Source organism: Marinomonas sp. SBI8L (assembly GCF_001624705.1).
Taxonomy (GTDB): domain Bacteria; phylum Pseudomonadota; class Gammaproteobacteria; order Pseudomonadales; family Marinomonadaceae; genus Marinomonas.
The window spans coordinates 211,209-230,818 of sequence record NZ_JSEO01000004.1 but is presented as its reverse complement, the minus strand read 5'-3'; the positions used below and the strand labels follow the sequence as shown (position 1 = coordinate 230,818).

Annotated in this window: 18 protein-coding genes; 12 read left to right on the top strand and 6 right to left on the bottom strand. The window is 40.8% G+C overall.

All coding sequences use genetic code 11. The features are described from left to right. Window positions 1-12: 12 nt before the first annotated feature. A complete protein-coding gene (locus OA91_RS07300; protein WP_063337419.1) occupies window positions 13-879 on the bottom strand; it encodes a LysR family transcriptional regulator in 867 nt (288 codons plus the stop codon). A gap of 132 nt (window positions 880-1,011) precedes the next feature. Between OA91_RS07300 and OA91_RS07295 the strand changes: the two genes are divergently transcribed. Further along, entirely contained in the window at window positions 1,012-2,112 is a 1,101-nt protein-coding gene (locus OA91_RS07295; RefSeq protein ID WP_197477768.1) for an alcohol dehydrogenase family protein, read from the top strand. A 53-nt stretch (window positions 2,113-2,165) separates the two neighbouring features. Here OA91_RS07295 and OA91_RS07290 read toward each other — a convergent pair whose 3' ends face one another. Beyond that, window positions 2,166-3,110, bottom strand: a complete 945-nt coding sequence (locus OA91_RS07290) for a LysR family transcriptional regulator (protein ID WP_063337418.1) — start codon at window positions 3,108-3,110, stop codon at window positions 2,166-2,168. A 268-nt stretch (window positions 3,111-3,378) separates the two neighbouring features. Here OA91_RS07290 and OA91_RS07285 point away from each other — a divergent pair, with 268 nt between their 5' ends. From OA91_RS07285 to OA91_RS07270, 4 genes are all read left to right on the top strand, one after another. After that, on the top strand, window positions 3,379-4,401 hold the full coding sequence (locus OA91_RS07285) for a TRAP transporter substrate-binding protein (protein ID WP_063337417.1): 1,023 nt from the start codon (window positions 3,379-3,381) through the stop codon (window positions 4,399-4,401). 72 nt (window positions 4,402-4,473) lie between these two features. Next, window positions 4,474-5,022 carry a TRAP transporter small permease subunit gene (locus OA91_RS07280; protein ID WP_063337416.1) on the top strand — a complete coding sequence of 183 codons (549 nt, stop codon included), beginning with the start codon at window positions 4,474-4,476 and terminating at the stop codon, window positions 5,020-5,022. Further along, window positions 5,012-6,334 carry a TRAP transporter large permease gene (locus tag OA91_RS07275; RefSeq protein ID WP_063337415.1) on the top strand — a complete coding sequence of 441 codons (1,323 nt, stop codon included), beginning with the start codon at window positions 5,012-5,014 and terminating at the stop codon, window positions 6,332-6,334. Before OA91_RS07280 ends, OA91_RS07275 begins: the two co-directional genes overlap by 11 nt. A 3-nt stretch (window positions 6,335-6,337) precedes the next feature. Continuing rightward, complete coding sequence (locus OA91_RS07270; RefSeq protein WP_063337414.1) at window positions 6,338-6,781, top strand: universal stress protein; 444 nt, start codon at window positions 6,338-6,340, stop codon at window positions 6,779-6,781. 78 nt (window positions 6,782-6,859) lie between these two features. Here the strand turns inward: OA91_RS07270 and OA91_RS07265 are convergent, their stop codons facing one another. Beyond that, the gene (locus tag OA91_RS07265) at window positions 6,860-7,846 is read right to left on the bottom strand and encodes an NADP-dependent oxidoreductase (protein WP_197477767.1); all 987 of its coding nucleotides are present in this window, start codon (window positions 7,844-7,846) and stop codon (window positions 6,860-6,862) included. 185 nt (window positions 7,847-8,031) lie between these two features. Here OA91_RS07265 and OA91_RS07260 point away from each other — a divergent pair, with 185 nt between their 5' ends. The 3 genes from OA91_RS07260 (at window position 8,032) to OA91_RS07250 (ending at window position 10,213) form a co-directional block, all read left to right on the top strand. Next, window positions 8,032-8,958, top strand: coding sequence for a LysR family transcriptional regulator (locus OA91_RS07260; protein ID WP_063337413.1), 927 nt, complete (start codon window positions 8,032-8,034; stop codon window positions 8,956-8,958). A 150-nt stretch (window positions 8,959-9,108) separates the two neighbouring features. Further along, window positions 9,109-9,408 carry a Bor family protein gene (locus OA91_RS07255; RefSeq protein ID WP_063337412.1) on the top strand — a complete coding sequence of 100 codons (300 nt, stop codon included), beginning with the start codon at window positions 9,109-9,111 and terminating at the stop codon, window positions 9,406-9,408. Window positions 9,409-9,913: 505 nt separating this feature from the next. Next, window positions 9,914-10,213 carry a Bor family protein gene (locus OA91_RS07250; protein WP_063337411.1) on the top strand — a complete coding sequence of 100 codons (300 nt, stop codon included), beginning with the start codon at window positions 9,914-9,916 and terminating at the stop codon, window positions 10,211-10,213. Between the two features lie 150 nt (window positions 10,214-10,363). On the opposite strand, the gene OA91_RS07245 is transcribed toward OA91_RS07250, so the two are convergent. Continuing rightward, window positions 10,364-10,828: an Lrp/AsnC family transcriptional regulator gene (locus tag OA91_RS07245; RefSeq protein WP_063337410.1), complete on the bottom strand. Its 465-nt coding sequence runs from the start codon at window positions 10,826-10,828 to the stop codon at window positions 10,364-10,366. Between the two features lie 283 nt (window positions 10,829-11,111). On the opposite strand from OA91_RS07245, the gene OA91_RS07240 reads away from it, so the two are divergent. Next, window positions 11,112-13,271, top strand: a complete 2,160-nt coding sequence (locus tag OA91_RS07240) for an alpha-ketoacid dehydrogenase subunit alpha/beta (protein ID WP_231870333.1) — start codon at window positions 11,112-11,114, stop codon at window positions 13,269-13,271. 10 nt (window positions 13,272-13,281) lie between these two features. Continuing rightward, window positions 13,282-14,532 (top strand): dihydrolipoamide acetyltransferase family protein, encoded by a 1,251-nt coding sequence (locus OA91_RS07235; protein WP_063337409.1) that lies wholly within the window; start codon window positions 13,282-13,284, stop codon window positions 14,530-14,532. 88 nt (window positions 14,533-14,620) lie between these two features. Here the strand turns inward: OA91_RS07235 and ggt are convergent, their stop codons facing one another. Both ggt and OA91_RS07225 read right to left on the bottom strand, forming a co-directional pair. Continuing rightward, complete coding sequence (gene ggt / locus OA91_RS07230; RefSeq protein WP_063337408.1) at window positions 14,621-16,387, bottom strand: gamma-glutamyltransferase; 1,767 nt, start codon at window positions 16,385-16,387, stop codon at window positions 14,621-14,623. A gap of 368 nt (window positions 16,388-16,755) precedes the next feature. Beyond that, window positions 16,756-17,616: a delta-class carbonic anhydrase gene (locus OA91_RS07225; protein WP_063337577.1), complete on the bottom strand. Its 861-nt coding sequence runs from the start codon at window positions 17,614-17,616 to the stop codon at window positions 16,756-16,758. 392 nt (window positions 17,617-18,008) lie between these two features. On the opposite strand from OA91_RS07225, the gene cobJ reads away from it, so the two are divergent. Further along, window positions 18,009-18,785 carry a precorrin-3B C(17)-methyltransferase gene (cobJ, locus tag OA91_RS07220; protein ID WP_063337407.1) on the top strand — a complete coding sequence of 259 codons (777 nt, stop codon included), beginning with the start codon at window positions 18,009-18,011 and terminating at the stop codon, window positions 18,783-18,785. A gap of 24 nt (window positions 18,786-18,809) precedes the next feature. Then, on the top strand, window positions 18,810-19,610 hold the full coding sequence (cobM, locus tag OA91_RS07215; RefSeq protein ID WP_063337406.1) for a precorrin-4 C(11)-methyltransferase: 801 nt from the start codon (window positions 18,810-18,812) through the stop codon (window positions 19,608-19,610).

Genomic DNA, 19,610 nt, shown 5'->3' with positions numbered 1-19,610 from the left:
GCGCACTCAATGTTATTGCATTGACGTGCGCTTTTTTTCGGCCTTTTTAAATGCAGATGAAATGCTTTGCACTAATTCACTGGCGAGGTTGGTTGAGTGGATTATCTCTGTCGAGATTACCTTCTGAGTCAGGGATAAAGTCTCTAGGGATTGCAGGCGGTTTTCATTCACTAGGGAAGTGGGCAGAAGTGCGATGCCTAATCCTGCTTCAGCCGCAGCCACGAGGTTTTCTAATACAGGGCTTTCAAAACTGGTTTTAAAGACTCGTTTGCTTTCTTTCATGCTTTGCTTGGCAATGTCTTTAATCATGCAGTCTTGCTCGAAACTTGCTAAAGGTATCTCTTCATAAGCCTTTAAATCAAAGCCGTGGGGTGCTGCCCAAATCAAGGGTTCAATCCAAAGGGAGCTTGCGCTTGTTTTGGCGCCTTCCCCTGTCACTATCGCAATATCAATTTCTTCATTTTTTATTCGTTTACGCAAATTGCGGCTTGAATCACAGATTACCTTGGCATCTAACAAGGGGAGTTCGCTTTTTAGCAGGGGCATGAAATGACGAATAAAATCTTGAGCATAATCACTTGGGATGCCAAAGGTGAGATGGCTTTTTTCCTCTTTTACGGTAAGCGCCTGCACAGCTTGATGATTAAGGCTAAGCAGTTGCTCGCTGTAACTTAATAGTTTTATGCCTGCTTGGGTGAGCTTTAAGTCTTGGTTGTTACGAATTAATAATTGTTTGCCAGTGACTTCTTCCAAACGTTTAAGCTGCATACTCACAGCACCTTGAGAGCGAGAAACGGTTTCGGCTGCTAACTTTAACTGGCCTGTTTTGACTATGGCCACAAAGGTTCTAAGTAGGTCTAAATCTAAAATAGGGGACATAGGTTTCTCTAGTTTTATCAAAATAAACCTAGTTCAATATTTCTGAACTAGTTAATTAAAAATATTAGTTTGTCTTAATTATTCTGCCTTTATATTCTCTATTAATAAAGCAATTAAATTTTGAGGTGATGTATGTCTGATTTAGCAAAAGGGTTTATGGAAGGGGTTGTTTTGACTAGCCATGGTGGGCTAGAAAAATTGGAATATAGAGACAAGCTCCCTTTGCCTGTGCCTGCTGAAAATGAAGTCTTAGTTAAAGTGCATGCCGCAGGAATTAACAATACAGACATAAATACTCGCATTGGTTGGTATTCAAAAACGGTGACAGGCGATACGAATCAGGTAGCGGAAGACGGCTTAACGGATAACGCGGATGATGGCAGTTGGTCTGGAGAGCCTTTAAAATTTCCTCTTATACAAGGGGCAGATTGCTGTGGTGAAATTATTGCAGTGGGCTCCGGGGTTGATACAAGCCGTATTGGTGAGCGCATTCTTATTAGACCTATGCAGCAAAATCTAAATCAGAATGGTGAACTTAAAAGCATTACCATGGGCTCTGAATGCAACGGTAGCTTTGCTCAATATACTAAAGCTTTAGCACATGAGTGTTACCCAGTTAATTCAAGCCTTAGTAGTACTGAGTTGGCTTCTTTCCCTTGTGCTTATTCAACTGCCGAAAACATGATAGATAGGGTACAAGTAAATGAAACAGATACCGTCTTAATAACCGGGGCGTCTGGTGGTGTCGGTTCAGCAGCGATTCAATTAGCAAAACGTCGTGGTGCTAAGGTGATTGCCGTTTGTGCTAAGTCCAAAGCAGAAAGCGTGTTAGCCGTGGGGGCAGATAAAGTGCTAGCAAGAGAAGAAAGCATTTTATTGCACCAAGCCCATGAATCTGTTGATGTAGTGATAGACCTTGTTGCTGGAGATAGCTGGTCTGAACTGATTGATGTGCTTAAGGTGCGCGGTCGTTATACGGTAGCAGGTGCCATTGCTGGGCCTATCGTCGAGATGGATGTGCGTACACTCTACTTAAAAGATTTAACCTATTATGGTTGTACTTTTCAGCCGTCCTCAGTGTTTGAAAACTTGGTCCGTTATATCAACGATGGTGAGATCAAACCTCTGGTTTCCAAGGTGTATGAATTAAAGCAGATTAAAGAAGCGCAAACCGATTTCTTAAATAAAACCTACATAGGTAAATTGGTATTATCTGTTTCATCGTCTCATTAGGTTAAAAAATGCCCCTTTTTCTCATCATGGGGAAGGTGACTTGATAGGTACTTTTAGTATGGTTTTTGAAGATCTATGCCTTCAAAAACCTCTGAAATAGCTTTTAAAAAGAGCTCTTTAGCTCGGTTTTTATTTACTTCCTTCTTACAAATGACAGCAATGCCAAGTGGGAAGTTTTTTATATCTTTTCTTAAGGCTCTTAATTCACCTAGAGCAATGTGTGGTTCGGCAACCGCTTCTGGTAAAAAGCAAATATAGTGTCCTGATAAAACCATAGCTATGCGGGATTCGTAGTTATATGAGGTGCCAGCAAGGCTCATCTTACTAAGATTCTTATAGACTTCTTGATGCGGCTTGAGACCAGCATGTATGGCTCTAGCTTCATTTATCATAGATTCGGTCAAGTCTTCGTCTTTGACTGAATATAAAGGGTGAGTTCTACCACAGTATAAGTAATTATAATCTGTAAAAAGATGGGTATAAGCTAAGCCCTCAAGGTGTCTATGGTAAGGAATAAAGCCGATATCCATTTCATCATTCAGTACTTTGCGCTCAATTTCATTCATGCTCTCTACAAAAGTCGATAGCTCAACGCTAGGGGCGTTTAAGCAAAATTGATCGATAATTTGTGGTAATTTGCAGCGACTATCAAGGCTTAAGGTATCACTTAGTGCAATATTTAATTGCCCAGAAGGCGTTTGGCTTAAGTTATTGATGGTGTTACGTAAGTCTTCAAATGACTCCAACAGCTTTTTGGTTTGTTGATAAACTACAGCCCCTTCTTCCGTCAAAGCAAATCCTGCACGTCCTCTTTTGCAAAGCACCAAGTTGATTCGAGTCTCAAGGTTAGCAATATGATTACTGATGTTAGGCCGACTGATGTTGAGTGTCGTTTCTGCTGCCGCAAAGCCACCGCAATCAACTACGGCTTTAAACACTCTAAGTTGCTTGAGTTCTATATCACTGATTTGGCCAAGGGCAGTGTTGTTTGCTGTCATTTTTTATGTCTCTTGGATAGATATATTTATACCTATTAGATTGCACAGAAAGTCATTGGGTCGATTGGATAATAGCTTTTGATACCAGCCTGATAGTTAGTCTTTTTAAGGGGAAAGAATAAGTGAATTAGAAATAATTTATACCCCCTTATAGGTATTGAAAACTAAACCTTTACGTGTATTTGGTCAAATTTATCCTTGAAATTTCTTATGGGATCATCCTCTTGAAACAGATCATGACAAATGCATCACATGAGGATAAAAACAAATGTTAGACAATGTGAAAAAAATCAAATCAAAACTAGCGACTTCCACTTTAGCCCTTACTTTGGGGTTGAGCGTTATTGCTACTGACCTTGCCGCTGCCGATCATAATTGGCGCTTTAGTAATTTATATAGCCGTGGTACCGCTTTTGGTGAGCTTTATGAAGGATTAGGCAAAGATATCGAGCGCTTATCTGAAGGAAAGATTAAGGTACAAACACTTTATTCTGGTGAAGGCGTGGGAACCTCGGGTTTATTGGGGGCAGTAAAATCAGGATTAATTACGATGGGAGCCCCTTTTCAGTCTATGCATGCAGGAGAGCTACCTGCTGGCGTTGTTGAAATAGGTTTGCCTGGTGGTACTGAGGATGCTGGTGAACTGTATGCTTTATTCCATAAAAAAGGTTGGGGTGAAGTGCTTGAAAAAGCTTATGGATCACAGGGTATGGTGTGGTTAGAGCCTTATATTCAGCCACCTGTTTATATCATTACGAAAGAACCAATTCAGTCTGTAGAAGATTTTAAAGGTATGAAGATTAGGGCGCCAGGTGCTTACGGTAAATTTTTGAGAAACCTTGGGGCTTCACCTGTTTCTTTGGCATGGAGCGAGATCTATACCAGTTTGGCAACAGGGGTAATTGATGGCTCGATTGGCAGTAACTTGATTGATCATAGAGATGGTAATCATGTGGAAGTTGCAAAGTATATGTACCCATTGCCGCTTGCTGGAGCACAAGTTCTACCCATTGTGGTGAACCGTGGCGCATGGAGAAAGTTACCTGATGATTTAAAAGCAGCGGTTAGAAAAGCGACTGAGATTCATGCACAAAAACAACTAGAAAAATCAAGACAATGGGAATCAGAAGCCTTAGAGATGATGATTTCTCAAGGGCTAAAATGGAGCCCTGCTGCTAGTGATCAAGATAAACAAGCGTGGGCGCAAGCTGGCTCTGGTTTATGGGATGAGTATGCTGCGAAAGATAAATATAGTAAGCAGTTAATCGATATTCTTAAACAAGATCTTTAGCAGGGTATTTAGTCAGAGGTGTTATAGGCATCTCTGACTTTTTTTATGTCTTAAAATCCTTGGGTAATGCCAATGTTTATTATTCTAATAAAAAGGCTGTGTCTTAGTATCGATCTTATTGTCATGCTATTTGGTAAAACAGCGTCTTTTCTTATGCCTTTGATTGCTGCCATTGTGGCATTTGAAGTGTTTTCTCGTTACTTCCTTGGTGCGCCTACTATTTGGGCCTACGATTTATCTCTTTTTATGTTTGGTTATATGGCTGCACTTGGTGGAGCCTATGCTCAACAACAAAAGTCACATATTAATGTCGATATCTTGTATATACAGGTATCACAAAAAACAAAATGCATTTTTAACATTTGCTCATTTTCACTAGGTATTTTCTTTTTACTTGTGATGCTAGATACGGGTTATGAAAAATATCTAGAAGCCATTGAATTTGATTACCGTCGTCAAAGTGAGTGGGCTCCGCCTATGTATCATTTTTGGCTTATGGTCATGCTTGCCTGTGGCCTTTTTATTGTGCAGTTCATAAGAGATATCTTGCTAAATCTTTATGAGTTAATTACTGGAAATATATTAATCGAATTAAAAGAGGCAGAAACAGATGGCTATTGAGATGTTAACCGGCATTCTGCTTTTATGCATTTTAGTGTTTTTTGCACTAGGTGCGCCTGTGGGATTAGCTTTGGGCGGTATTGCCATGGGAATAGGCTATATGACATGGGGAGAAGGTATCTTTAATGTCATTCCCACTACTTTAGAGGCAACTTACTTTAGCTTTATCCTACTTGCCATTCCTCTTTATATTTATATGGGGCAGCTACTTACTAAGTCCGGCATTGGTGATGCCATGTTTAATGCCAGTCAATTAGTGATTGGCAAAGTACGAGGCTCGTTAGCCATTAGCGTAATAGGTGTTTGTTCCATGATAGGTGCCATGGTCGGCATTATTGGGGCAGGCATTATGACCTCAGGCAGTATCGCCTTAAGACCTATGCTAGAGCGTGGTTATGATAGACGCATGGCTTTGGGGGTTATCATGGCTGGTGGTGGTTTAGGGATATTAATACCTCCAAGTATTCCAATGATTATGTTTGCTGCTGCAACTCAAAACTCCATTGGCCGTATGTTCTTAGGGGCCATGGTACCTGCATTATTGATGATTCTGTTGCTAATTTGCTATGTCGTGATCAGTTGTAAAATCAACCCGGATAAAGCGCCTCTAGATTTAGAACAAAATGATTATGAAGAGCAAACCCCTAAGCAGAAGTTTCGCATTTTACGAGATGGATTATTTTCAATTTTGCTGATCGTCACTGTACTTGGCAGTATTATTACTGGTATTGCTACCCCTACCGAATCAGGAGCAATCGGTGTTGTTGGAGCTATCTTGTTAGCGATTGTTTTTAAGCGATTTAAGCTAGATATGTTTCGATCTGCTGGGATTCAAACGGCAATTTTAGTCAGTGTCGCAATGTGGGTTATCTTTGGGGCATCGGTATTTAGTAATTTCCATCTATTGATGGGGGTTCAGTCCATGGTTGCTAATTTTACCGATGGCTTAAACCTTCCACCGATTATGATCATCATAATGTTTCAAATTATTATGCTGCTCTTAGGTTTTATCATAGATGAATTCATTATTGTTTTAATGTGCGCACCATTATTTACTCCAATAGCCGTAGGATTAGGATATGACCCTATATGGTTTGGCATCCTGATGATCATCAATATCTTAATTGCAGTACAAACACCTCCCTATGGGTTTGCTTTGTTTTACCTAAAAGGTATTGCTCCAGCTAATGTGGGCATGGGGGAGATCTATAAATCTGTCACGCCGTTTATTTTGCTCAATTTGACTGTACTTATTTTATGTATGGTGTTTCCAGATATTATTCTTTGGTTACCTAATAAGGTCATGGGGTGAGTTATGTTTAAAAAAATACTCGTCGCTTTTGATATTGCCCACAATGAGCAAGTGCCTTACTTGCTGAAAGCAGCCTTTGAAGTGTTAGATCAAGAGGGCGGTCAGATTTGTTTGTTTTATGCTGACCCTAACTTAGAGCAAGGTATTAGTACCCAGCAACTGGAGGAGCAAAATATCAGGCACCATAAAGAAGAAGTGAAATTTGCAATAGCGTCTTTAATGGCTTTCATTCAAAATACTTTTTCTGAGAAAGAAGTGTCTGCAATTAAATGTCATACCCAACAAGGTAGTGTTCATGAACAGATATTAAAACAGGCCAAAGCACTCGATGTTGATGCTATTATTTTAATGTCCAAAAAACCTGGTTTCTCAAGTTACTTTATTGGTTCAAATGCAGATAGAGTTGTGCGTCATGCTAAGTGCTCTGTATTTGTGATCAGACACTGATTGGGTTGTGATCTTTTGGTACGATAAAGCCAGCGACTGGTTGAATAATAATCGCTGGCTTTGGTTCAGCTTTAACTTCTAATCAGCATATTCATATGCTGCAATATTGAGTACTATCTTTCCTGTCGCTTTACCTGCCTCACTGCGCTGATGGGCTGCTTTCACTTCTTCTAGTGGATAAACAGAGTCCAGATGCACTGTGATTTTTTCTGCATCGATTAGCTCTGCAATTTTGCCAAGATCATTTCCGTTAGTTTTTACCCACATACGCGTAAACTGGATATTATTGGTAACTTGAGTACCTTCTGGGAGCTCATCTAAGGTTGAAATAAGTTGGCCGTTAGGTTTTATCACATCTAATGATTTGACGAGATTTTCTTGACCGCCAATGGCTGCTAATACTATGTCTACTTCTTCAACAAGTTCGCTAAAATCTTGTGTTTTATAATCAATAAACTCATCGGCTCCTAAACTTTTAACATAGGCTTCTTTTGCGCCTGATGCACTAGCGATGACATGAGCTCCAAGATAGTGAGCAATTTGTACAGCAAAGCCACCCACACCCCCTGATGCGTTTTGAATAAAGACTTTTTTGTCTTTGGCATTTTCTAAGTTGAGCCCTGCGTCTCGGGTAAGAGCTTGCCAAGCTGTTACTGCTGCTAAAGGGACGGCTGCGGCTTGCTGCATATTAAGCTTATTCGGCTTTGACCTTACTAATTCGGCATCAACTGCCACATACTCAGAATAAGTGCCTTGTTTGCCGATATCAGTGAAAGCAAATACCTGATCGTTAAGGTTGATGCCACTGACATCATTGCCTATTTGAACCACTTCACCGGCTAAATCCCAGCCTAATACAAGGGGAAGCTGGTGGGTGTCAGTTCCTGCTAGCATCCCGTTACGAATGTGAAAATCAACTGGGTTTACACCGGCTGCTGCGACCTTGATTAAGACTTGGTCGGCATTAATTTGAGGTGTATCGAGTGTGCCAACTTGTAAGTTTTCATGGCTTCCATATTGATTGATAAAGGCGGCTTTCATTTGAGTTTTAATGCTTTCATTCATTGTCTTATTCCCTGTGTATTTTGCCTTTTAGGCTGTATTCGAGTTAATGCCAGTATTGAAGATTAAATACATATCTTCAAATTAATGATTGGTATAAAAAGCATTGATAAAAATGATGTGTTTATATAAGGTTTGTCTAACTTAATGGTTTTTAATGACGTCGTTTTATTAAAAGGAGAGTGGAAATGGCGAAGACGGATCTCAATCTCGTTGTGATTTTTGATGCCATCATGAAGGAGAAATCTATCACTGCAGCGGCAGATAGTCTTGCTATGACTCAGCCATCTGTATCAAATGCTGTTTCTCGCATGCGCCATGCTTGGAAAGACCCTTTATTTGTAAAGGATGGCAGAGGCATAAGACCGACGCCTTATGCCAGTAAACTTTGGAAAAGTGTGGCCGAACCTCTTGCTCAAATTAACCATGCGATTGCTCCTGATTATTTTGATCCATTAACCTCTAAAGCCAGTTTTCGCATTGGTATTACGGATGGTTCTGCCTCCATTGTCTGGCCTGAACTTAGGCATATTATTGAGCAAGAAGCGCCAAATATTAATATATATGCTGTGCCTTATAAGGTGGATGGGGAGCTTTTATTAAATAATGCCGATGTTGATCTGGTGTTTGATTATTATGATGGCAGTAGTAACGAAATTAGCTCTAAAGTGATGTACGAAAATCATTTTGTGACTGTGATGCGCGCAGATCATGTGCTAGCAGATAAAGAGTTAACCCTTGAGCGTTATCTAGAAGCTGAGCACTTACTGGTATCTTTATCTGGCGATATATGCGGGATAGTGGATGATAAGCTTGCTGAGCTTGATAGTAAGCGGCGAACCGCTATGACAGTAAATAGCTTTGCCAGTGCAATTAACCTTATCAAGCAAACACGTTTAATTATTACCATGCCCTATGCCGTGATAGCGGAACACCTTGAAACGAGTGACCTTGTGTTAAAACCCGTTCCATTAGAGCTCTCTAGTATCAAGATTAGTTTAGCTTGGCATAGCCGTAATAATCACTCGCAAGCATTGAAATGGTTGATAGGGGTATTGGATAGAATTATTGATTCTAAACGCCATTTATTTAATTTGGATTTACCACATACTTAATCGGTATATTTCTTTACAAATTACTCATAAATAATTTGCAATATAGGGGCTCTTGGGGCTTACTACGCCGTGATAAAACTAGGCCATTTGAACAGGGCTTAATTTTATAGGGACTTTTTACTTTAAAATGGAAATATAGGTAATTTAAACATGAAAAAAACATTAGCTGTTGCAGCACTTAGTACTCTTCTTTTAGCAGGTTGTTCTACTCAGAAATTCAACTTGAATCCAGGTGCTGATTTAACCTCTGATGCGAGTCTTACAACATCTCAAACTTTCTTTGTAAGTGGTATTGGTCAAGAGACTGAAGTGAATGCGGCAGAAGTATGTGGTAGTGCTGATAAAGTAGCTCAAGTACTGACTAAACAAACTTTCATTAATGGTTTGTTGGGCGCTGTGACTTTTGGTATTTACACACCTCGTACTGTCGAAGTTCGTTGTGTAGGCTAAGCCTAAAAACAGATTTGGAAAAGGCGTGCTGTTAAGGAACCTGCGATTAAGTCACCTCTTCTCAGTCTTATCAGAAAAAGTATCACACAAGGCGTTACTTTGACGTAATGTAGGTACCTTTCGAGAAGTGACAACACAGGGTGTTACTTTTTCTGAAAGACCCGAAGGGCGTGGTCTAAAAGCCCTATCTTTACGTTGAGAATCTTATTAATAGAATCACTATTAAGTTGCGCTCCTCGCCATAAATCTAGCGGCTTTTATCCACACGCTGAGGCGGGAGAACTTATTCGCAGGTTCCTTAACTTAACAGCACGCCTTTTTTGTACTTATTGCTAGGGTATAAATAAAGCTCGCTTACCTTTGATTCTTGCCGAAAGATTACAAATAGTTAATTTGAAAATAAGCCCATTCTATTGCTTACTTATAGGTCTTTATTATTCGTCATTTTTGTCAGTATGGCGTTAACAATTTGGCTTTTTCAATATATTAAATAGGTGTCTTTCAAATGAAAAAAACTTTGGCTGTTGCTGCTCTTAGCACGCTTATTCTGGCGGGTTGTTCTACTCAAAAATTCAATGTAAATCCAGGAGCTGATCTGACTTCTGAAGCAAGCCTTTCAACGTCTCAATCATTCTATATCAGTGGCATTGGACAAAAGACTGAAGTGAATGCAGCAGAAGTGTGTGGCAGTGCGGATAAAGTTGCACAAGTGCTGACTAAGCAGACATTTCTAAATGGTTTATTGGGTGTTGTGACATTTGGTATTTATACACCTCGTACGGTTGAAGTACATTGTGTAGGCTAGGCTAAAAGTAGATCTTAAAAGGGCGTGTGATAACTCAGTTGCACGCCTTTTTTATTATCTAAATCTCACGACTCTCAATAAGTCTCACGGATTTCAATAAGTCTAATGTCTTTTAATAAGTCTAACGTCTTTGCTAAATCTAATGCTTTTCTATAAATCTAATGGAATTTCAACCGAGACTTTTTGCTGTTTCATTGAAAAGAGGGTATTGGCGTTATGTACCCCTTTGTGATTCAAAATATTCTGGGTTAAAAACTCTTGATAGGCTTCCATGTCCTTGGCCAACATTTTCAATAAATAATCACAACCACCAGATACGGCATGGCATTCTAAAATCTCAGGGCAGCGGTTCACCATGGCCAAAAAGTCAGCCACTGTGTCAGGGTGGTGGTTATCTAAAGTGACCTCAGCAAAGGCACAAATCTTAAGGCCAATTTTGTCTGAATTTATGATGGCGGCATAACCTTTTATGTAGCCGTCTTCTTCCAAACGTTTCACTCTTCGCCAACAAGGCGCATTGGATAAGGACACCTTTTCAGCTAGGTCTCGATTGGACAAACGACCGTCTTCTTGTAAGGCCCCTAATATTTCAGAATCGACTCTATCTAATGGCATGGCAATTTATTCTCTATTTATTGTTGTTTTGAGATACATATGTTTCTTATTGTGGCAAAAACACCAAACAAAAAGCAATCAAGTTTCTCAAAACATAGATTAGAATTTAATCAGGTAGGGCATTTAGTGAAAATTAACTTTCCCATTGATGCTTGCAAATAAGAATAAAATTACCTCCCTGATTAGTATCTGCCTGCGTTTTTGTTGCTGTGGTTAACTAGGTATGGTTAGCCAGGTTATGAGGCAGCATGCTGTGGTATGAAGGGATAGAGAGGACAGGATAATGCAATCTTTGGCAGCAAATCTTTCGGCAGCTAAGATCGAAAAGAATAACGATGTACCCCTTAACGAATTGGATAAAGTAACTTGGCTGAAGCCGAAAATTGACTGGTTCCAATTAGTACATACCTTACTTACTTCTCGCTATATGGACGATGTTGAAGAACAAGATTTAGTACCTGCAAAACTTGTCTTTAATCAATTCTCTGCTCGTGGACATGACTTCGCACAAATTCTATTAGGTTCTCTTTTAACTCACCCTCATGATGGTGCAACGGGTTACTACCGTTCTCGTCCTTTTGTTTTATCTTTGGGCTTATCTATGGACGATGCGCTTGCTTCTGGGATGGCTAAATCTGGTGGCTATAGTGATGGACGTGATATTGGTGTGGTGTGTAACTATGCTAACCAAGAGCGTAATGGTGCCATGTTATTTCCTATGTGTGGTGGCGTTGGCTCTCAGTATTCACCTATCTCGGGTTGGGCTCAGTCTATTGTTTATCATAGAGATCAACTTAAAGATGAAGCATATAAAGGCGCTATTGGCTTATCCATGGGGGGGGATTCTTCCATGTCTACCAGTGGTTTTTGGGCGGCATTAAATATCTCTACAACGAATAATTTACCTCACCTTTTTTATATTGAAGATAATGGTTATGGCATTTCTGTTCCGCAAACAGTGCAAACACCAGGGGGGGATCAGGTTGCTAACTTAGCGGCTTATAAAAACTTAAAAATTATTGATGGTGATGGTACTGACCCCTACACAGCACCAGCGCTTATCGAAGAAGCAGTTGAATATGTGAGAAGCGGCAAAGGGACCTGTCTTTTAAGACTTAAAGTGCCACGCTTGTGTGGTCACACTTTCCAAGATACCCAAACCTATAAACCTGCTGATTTACTTGCCCAAGAAAAAACGCAAGATCCATTGCCTAAACTGCGCGAATTTTTACAAGACAAAGGCATTATGGATGAGCAGCAATGGCTAGCACTTGAAGAGCAAACTCATGCAGAAGTATTAGCCGCTGTGGCAAGAGTGAAGCTGAGACCTGAGCCTAAAATCGAAAATATTACCCGTTATGTATATGCCGAAAAAGATGAGCAAGGGCAAGCTGAACTGCAGTTAAGGGGCGGCTTACATGCGGATCACCATGTGTTTCCACCAGTAAGTGAGCAAGCCAAACCAGAAGGTGCTCGTTTAAATATGTTGGCATCGATTCGTAAGGTACTTGCTCATGAATTAGAAACTAACCCTAAGGTATTGGTGTTTGGTGAAGACGTTGGACCTAAAGGAGGTGTGCATGCAGCGACCTTAGGGCTTAATGAAGCTTATGGTGATTTAAGAGTTTTTGATACTAGCTTATCGGAAGAGGGTATTATTGGTCGTGCCGTAGGGATGGCGTTAGCAGGCTTGATGCCTGTACCTGAAATTCAATTTAGAAAATATGCCGAACCTGCTAGTGAGCAGATTACCGATACTGGCATTATGCGCTGGCGTACCAATAACCAATTTGCAGCACCTATGGTAATACGTATTCCAGGGGGCTTTGCTGGTCGTGGTGATCCTTGGCATTCTATGTCGGATGAAGTGGAGTGGGCGCACAAAACCGGTTGGCAAGTGGTAATGCCTTCTAATGCAGAAGACGCTGCTGGCCTATTACGTTATGCCTTAAGAGATAATAACCCGACTATCTTTTTTGAGCACAGAACCTTGCTTGATAACCGTTGGGCCCGTAGACCTTACCCTGGTGATGACTATGTGATTCCTTTTGGTAAGGCGAAAACCTTAACCCAAGGAGACAAGCTAACCGTGGTGTGTTGGGGGGCCATGGTAGAGCGTTGTGAACAAGCCGCAATTGAGTTAGATCTTGGCATCGAAGTCATCGATTTACGAACTATTCAGCCTTGGGATAAAGAGGCTGTCCTTGCTTCCGTTAAGAAAACTAGCCGTTGTTTGATCGTACATGAAGATAATATGACAGCAGGCTTTGGGGCTGAGATAGCTGCCATACTCGCCAAAGAGGCCTTCTTCGATTTGGATGCACCGATTGAGCGTTTAGCCATGCCAAATACCCCTGTGCCGCATAACATTAATTTGTTAAATGCTGTTGTCCCTACCACTGAACGTATTGAACTTGCCATGCAAGATCTGATTGAGATTTAAGGAGATTAGCATGCAAGCACTTATAGATATTGTATTACCCGCAGATCAGTTAGAAGGTACCTCGGCGGTATTAAGTAAATGGCTCATTAATGTGGGTGAAGAAGTTAAGCAAGGCGACCCTATTATTGAATTAGAAACCGATAAGGTGGCTATGGAGATATGTGCTAATCAGGATGGAGTGTTAGCTGAAATAATGATGCACGAAGGGGATAATGTCCCAGTTGAAGGCATTTTAGGGCGTCTTTCGGAATCAGGTGTATTAGCACAAGATTCTGAAATTACTCAAGTTGTACCACAAGTAAAAGAAAGTGAAGCCTTTCACTTGGACGAAGAGACCTATCAACAGTCCGCTAGTAAATTAGTTGGGCCAGCTGTTAGGCGTTTATTGAGACAGCACAGCCTTGATTTATCTCAGATACAAGGTACGGGTCGATATGGTCGAGTGACACTTTGTGATGTCAAAGCTCATCTGGCTCAAATGGGTGAAACTGTTCCTCAAAGTGTTAGTCAAAAGCGTGTGACTAAATCGCCTTTAACTCGTCATGATCATGATGCTAGACCGCTAGTTGGCGAGATGAAGCCCCACACAAGTATGCGTAAGAGCATTGCAAAACACATGACAGATAGCTTGTTGCATACCTCTCCCCATGTAACTAGCGTATTTGAAATGGACATGACAAATATTATTGAACATAGAAAATGGCATAAGAAAGAGTTTGCAGAGCTTGGGGTTAATCTCACTTATACCGCTTACTTTTTGTCTGCTTGTGTTAAAGCATTACAAGCTGTGCCAGAGGTTAATGCTCGCTTTCATGAAGAAGGTTTAGAATTATTTAAAGACATTAATATCGGTGTCGGGACGGCGTTAGCGAATGATGGTTTGGTCGTGCCTGTTGTGCAACAAGTTCAAGAAATGAATCTGTTTGAGATTGCCTATGGGCTGAATCAGCAAACAGAAAAAGCCCGTACCGGAAAACTTCAGCCTAGCGATATGAAAAATGGCACCTTTACCATTTCTAATCACGGTGTCAGTGGTAGTTTGCTCGCAGCACCTATCATCATTAATCAACCTCAAGTGGCGATTTTAGGTATAGGTAAACTGGATAAACGAGTAGTGGTAAAAGAAGTGGACGGGGTGGATACTATGGTAATCAAGCCTATGTGTTACGTTTCTCTTTCTATGGATCACAGAGCTTTAGATGCCCATCAAACTAATCGTTTTCTACAAGTATTTGTAGATGCTATTCAAGACTGGGGCTAACTAGACTCATCGCGATACATTCAAAAAAACGGGCTTCATATTAAGTGAAGCCCGTTTTTTTAGCTTAATTAAAATGGTTCAGAAGTGATTAATCCCCTAAGGCAATCCCTTCACGTCTTGGGTCTGCTCCACCTTGGAAACCATCTCCATCAATAATGATGCCCTGTAAACCAGAGTTCAAATCACGCACATTCACTTTAAAGCCCATTTCAGCTAGCTGAGAGCCTAGCTTTTCTGCGCTTGTGCCTTTTTCAACATCATAAGTACCAAAACGGTTAAGCATGTTCGGTAAGCTAATTGCTGACTGAATATCCATGCCCCACTCAAGGTGAGCAATTAACGTTTTAGCTACATAGCCAATAATACGAGAGCCACCCGGTGAGCCTAGTACTAGATAAGGCTTACCGTCTTTAAGTACGATAGTTGGAGACATAGACGAGCGAGGGCGCTTGCCCGGTTCTAAACGGTTAGCAATTGGAAAACCATCCTTATGAGCTCTAAATGAGAAGTCGGTTAATTCATTATTCAATAAGAAACCATTACTCATGACACGTGAGCCAAAACCATTCTCAATTGTAGTTGTAACAGAGACAGCATTACCTTCAGCATCGACAATCGAAATATGGCTGGTGGATGGTAGTTCGATCGAAATATCATCCGCTTGCGCAATAGGGTGATTCCAACTTGGGTTACCTGGTTTTACCTCTTTAAGTGCTTCTCCTGGTGTGATCAGTGCGGCTCTTTCTTTCAGATAGGAAGCATCTAGCAAACCTTGTGGCATAGGGACGAAGTCTGTATCTGCCATATAACGACCACGGTCTGCGAAGGCTAAACGTGATGCATCACCAATAATTTGCCAAGCTTTTGTCGAGTCTGGCCCCATAGAAGCAAGATCAAATTCGCCTGTTATTCCCATAATTTGTCCAACCGTAAGGGCGCCAGAGCTTGGTGGACCCATGCCACAAATATCATATTGCTTGTAAGCAAGGCAGGTTGTCGCTCTTTCTTTAATCTGATAACTGGCAAAGTCGATTTCGTTTAAGACACCTGGGTTATCTTCAATACCGCGGACTTTCTTGACGATATCTTTGGCGATATGGCCTGTATAAAATGCATTTGCACCATTGTTAGCAAGGGTGTCTAAGGTTTGTGCATAAGCTGAGTTTTTAAGTAAGGTACCTTCTTTTAATGGTTCGCCATCAGCATCAAAAAAGTAAGCTTTAGTGGCAGGGTACCTTGCTAATCTTTCTTTGCCACCCTCAATAGAACTTGCTAGGCGAGCTGAAACTTCAAAGCCATCTTCAGCTGTTTCTTGAGCAGGCTGAAGTAATCGACTCCAAGATAAACGGCCATACTTTTCATGTAAGTCACCCATGAGTTTCACTGTACCTGGTGTACCTACAGAACGGCCTCCGACAACGGCATCATAGAACTTGAGTGGTTTGCCATTCTCATCTTGGAAAAGTTCTGGTGTTGCTTCTTGCGGAGCCGTTTCGCGACCATCAAAAGTAGTTAGCTTTTTAAGTTTTGCATCATAATAAACAACAAAAGCACCGCCACCTAAACCAGAAGACTGAGGCTCCACAAGGCCTAGCATCATTTGTACGGCAACCAGAGCATCGATGGCAGAACCACCTTCACTTAAAACTTTATAGCCCGCTTGAGTGGCGATTGGGTTGGCGGCAGCCACCATAAAATGGTTAGATTTAACTAACTCTTTATTTAGCCAAGCATTGGATAGTTCAGGGGCGATCGTGTCTGCAACCTGTCCTGCTCCCACTGCCATACCGCTTAAACTGAAGCCTAAAATACCAGCAGCTATATGACTGCTAAGTTTCTTTTGTGTAAATGTCATCTCTATTTCCCTATTTTATAATTAAAGTTATTTTGAAGAGGTTATAAATATAATCACACGTTGAAACTTATGTTAAGAGATTTATTCTAAATAATTATAACTATATTCACTTTAATTATAACGAAAGTTATATGTTCTTTTTTATAAGCATGAAGCATGCCTGTTCTAATGTGTTTTTGAACGAAATTCGCACAAATAAACAAGGAGTCATGCAAGACTTATTTATTTAACGTTTTAATTTTTTGCTTAAAATTATGTATCAGACGATAATTTAGATTTGAGGAAATAGATTCAAAAGATGGAAAAATTAAATATTAGCAATAGATAAAGGAAGGTGAGTAGAGTTGCTCACCTTCCTATAAGTGTACTTATCTCTCTATTTTGGAAAGCAAACTCAGGTTAGTGACGAGATTCCTAACCCCATGGGCATGATCTTCTTCAAACACATTGTCTTTTAGCCACTCATCGACTGTGGCTATGTTTACCTTGACCACTTGCGGTCTAACATTCCAGGTTACTTGATAAGGAGACGATTTTTCGTTGTAGCCAGGGCCGGTGGTTGAGCCAATATATTCAACGGCTTTACCTGTATTGGATGGGATGTTTGGCGCTTGAGGCCTGTCATTAACAGTGTCTACAGCGGTTAAATATAAAAAGTTTTGTGCTTTTTTATCATTCACAAGTACATAGACTTGCGTTTCAACTCTTAATTGTGGGTTGCCATTTTCTTTGGTTAGGCAAGATCCAAGTGTTGGGCCTGGAGTAACTTTAGCGGTTGAATAAACATAGTGAACTTCGATGGTATCGCCTGGATATAAACCTCCATGTTCACTTTCTCCCACTGTATGCTCATAGGGCATGAGTTCGCTCTTATTAAACTTGCCTGTGTACTCAAAGCCTGTTTGATAACCGTGTCCATCGCCATTGCCTGCGAAATGGGTAAACTCACCCCCTTTATGCTCGGCATTTTTATGAAAATGTATGTTACATAAATTCATTTGAGTGGAAGCAGGTGATAAGCCAAAAATAATGTCATTTTTTCCTTCCAGCGAATCTATGTCTCTAGGTGATTGGGGGCCATAACCCTTACCAGCGGTATTGCTTTCTAGCATGGCTCTCTGGTTTGCAATGACGCTATCAGCAACAGCGTTTGAAGAGGTGCTAGCAGCATGGGCTGCAACGGAAAAAATTGAACTGGTAACAAGACCTATTACAAAGGTATTTTTCATAGAGACTTCCATTTGTTTTCCATGTTTAAGTAATTATTAGCACCTTAACGCAAGTCTAAATACAGCTTGTTAATAAGGTGCGCTTAACTCGACTTTTCAAGCCATAAGCCTAGTTTCTTTTGAGATGCTCGGCATGTTTTTTTCATTTCTTTGAGTCAAGTCTAATCAAAATGCTGACCCGAATAATACCAATATGCAGATAACTTCATGTTTGAGTGGGTTTCCCTGAAAAAGTATTAAATATTGAGACTCATTTTGGAGAGGTATTCAGCTTGACCTGAAAAGCCTTCACACTTTCATCAAGGCTTTTCATGCCGTCTTATAAAGAAGTCCTGTACAATGCGCTCCATTCGCGAAGAATCGCTAAGTTATTATTTGAGTACAGGTTTGTCATGAGTAAGTTATTTGTAATTGGAATGGGGCCAGGAGATCTGGATCTGGTCGCACCTAAAGCCCTTGCTGCATTAAAGGCCAGCACAGACATGGTGGCCTACGGTTATTATTTGGATCTGTTAGGGGATATTTGTCACAACAAAACCCACCATGATTTACCTTTAGGTGAAGAAATTGCCAGAGCGCGATTAGCTTTGGATCTGGCTGCATCAGGTAAAACAACCGCTCTAATTTCGAGTGGGGATATTGGTATTTATGCTATGGCGACCTTGGTGTTTGAATTGCTAGATCAGCAGTTACAAGGTAAAGAGTCTCACCCTGAATGGTTAGATATCGAGATTGAAGTGGTGCCAGGTATTTCTGCGATGCAGGCGGGTGCGAGCAAAGTCGGTGCTATGCTAGGGCATGACTTCTGTACCATTTCTTTGTCCGATTTATTAACCCCATGGGAAAGCATTGATAAACGTATTCACGCTGCGGGCGCGGGTGACTTTGTTGTTTCTTTTTATAACCCAGTATCAAGAAAACGTGATTGGCAACTAAACCATGCCCGTGATGTTTTATTGAAGTATCGTCCAGCGACGACTCCCGTCATGATTGGGCGACAATTAACGCGTCCTGATGAAGAGATTACCTTCACAACCTTAGCGGAGTTAGATGCTAAAGATGTAGATATGTTTACCATGGTGAGTGTGGGTAACAGTGAATCTCGTCATATTCAAAATGGTGAGAAAGATTGGATTTATACGCCTAGGGGCTATTCTAAAAAACTCTAATACTGAGGCATTAAGGCAGAGAAAATGAAAGTCTACTTTATTGGTGCAGGTCCTGGTGACCCTGATTTAATGACAATTAAGGGCATGAAAACCTTGAGTGCTTGTCCTGTTGTACTTTATGCAGGTTCCCTTATTCCAAGAGAAGTGATTGCCAGTGTAGAAGAAAGCGCTGAAGCAATTTATAACACGGCAGAAATGAACTTAGATGAAACCACATCAGTGATTGAAAAGGCGCATCTAGAAGGTAAGGATGTGGCTCGTTTGCAGTGTGGTGATCCGTCTTTGTATGGTGCAATTGGCGAGCAAATTCGCCGTATTGAAGCATTAGACATTGATTATGAAGTGATTCCAGGTGTCAGTGCTGTTGCGGCTTCTGCTGCTCTATTACGTAAAGAGCTAACCTTATCGGGTGTGTCCCAGACCATCATAATGACACGCTATGAAGGTAAAACGCCTTTCCCTGAAAGAGAGCGTTTACCGGCGCTTGCTAAAAGTGGTGCAACGCTCGCGATCCATTTGGGTGTTACCAAGATACATAAAATAGTTGAAGAGCTAATACCTCACTATGGCGCTGATTGCCCGGTAGCTGTTTGTTATCGCTCAAGTTGGCCTGATCAAGACTATGTGACTGGCACTTTGGCTGACATAGTACAAAAAGTACGTGAGAAAAAATTCACCCTAACTAGCCTTATTTTGGTTGGCCATGTGCTGGATACTGACGACTTTAACGACTCTTATTTATACGATAAAAACCAACCTAATTTATTCCGTAAAAAGCAGCGTGCCCCAAAGGCAGATAAGATGCTTAACGAGAACAAGGACTAG

What these genes read in the sequence shown, in the direction of transcription:
- OA91_RS07300 (WP_063337419.1), bottom strand. Translation starts at nt 879, where the DNA reads ATGTCCCCTATTTTAGATTTAGACCTACTTAGAACCTTTGTGGCCATA.
- OA91_RS07295 (WP_197477768.1), top strand. Translation starts at nt 1,012, where the DNA reads ATGTCTGATTTAGCAAAAGGGTTTATGGAAGGGGTTGTTTTGACTAGC.
- OA91_RS07290 (WP_063337418.1), bottom strand. Translation starts at nt 3,110, where the DNA reads ATGACAGCAAACAACACTGCCCTTGGCCAAATCAGTGATATAGAACTC.
- OA91_RS07285 (WP_063337417.1), top strand. Translation starts at nt 3,379, where the DNA reads ATGTTAGACAATGTGAAAAAAATCAAATCAAAACTAGCGACTTCCACT.
- OA91_RS07280 (WP_063337416.1), top strand. Translation starts at nt 4,474, where the DNA reads ATGTTTATTATTCTAATAAAAAGGCTGTGTCTTAGTATCGATCTTATT.
- OA91_RS07275 (WP_063337415.1), top strand. Translation starts at nt 5,012, where the DNA reads ATGGCTATTGAGATGTTAACCGGCATTCTGCTTTTATGCATTTTAGTG.
- OA91_RS07270 (WP_063337414.1), top strand. Translation starts at nt 6,338, where the DNA reads ATGTTTAAAAAAATACTCGTCGCTTTTGATATTGCCCACAATGAGCAA.
- OA91_RS07265 (WP_197477767.1), bottom strand. Translation starts at nt 7,846, where the DNA reads ATGAATGAAAGCATTAAAACTCAAATGAAAGCCGCCTTTATCAATCAA.
- OA91_RS07260 (WP_063337413.1), top strand. Translation starts at nt 8,032, where the DNA reads ATGGCGAAGACGGATCTCAATCTCGTTGTGATTTTTGATGCCATCATG.
- OA91_RS07255 (WP_063337412.1), top strand. Translation starts at nt 9,109, where the DNA reads ATGAAAAAAACATTAGCTGTTGCAGCACTTAGTACTCTTCTTTTAGCA.
- OA91_RS07250 (WP_063337411.1), top strand. Translation starts at nt 9,914, where the DNA reads ATGAAAAAAACTTTGGCTGTTGCTGCTCTTAGCACGCTTATTCTGGCG.
- OA91_RS07245 (WP_063337410.1), bottom strand. Translation starts at nt 10,828, where the DNA reads ATGCCATTAGATAGAGTCGATTCTGAAATATTAGGGGCCTTACAAGAA.
- OA91_RS07240 (WP_231870333.1), top strand. Translation starts at nt 11,112, where the DNA reads ATGCAATCTTTGGCAGCAAATCTTTCGGCAGCTAAGATCGAAAAGAAT.
- OA91_RS07235 (WP_063337409.1), top strand. Translation starts at nt 13,282, where the DNA reads ATGCAAGCACTTATAGATATTGTATTACCCGCAGATCAGTTAGAAGGT.
- ggt (WP_063337408.1), bottom strand. Translation starts at nt 16,387, where the DNA reads ATGACATTTACACAAAAGAAACTTAGCAGTCATATAGCTGCTGGTATT.
- OA91_RS07225 (WP_063337577.1), bottom strand. Translation starts at nt 17,616, where the DNA reads ATGAAAAATACCTTTGTAATAGGTCTTGTTACCAGTTCAATTTTTTCC.
- cobJ (WP_063337407.1), top strand. Translation starts at nt 18,009, where the DNA reads ATGAGTAAGTTATTTGTAATTGGAATGGGGCCAGGAGATCTGGATCTG.
- cobM (WP_063337406.1), top strand. Translation starts at nt 18,810, where the DNA reads ATGAAAGTCTACTTTATTGGTGCAGGTCCTGGTGACCCTGATTTAATG.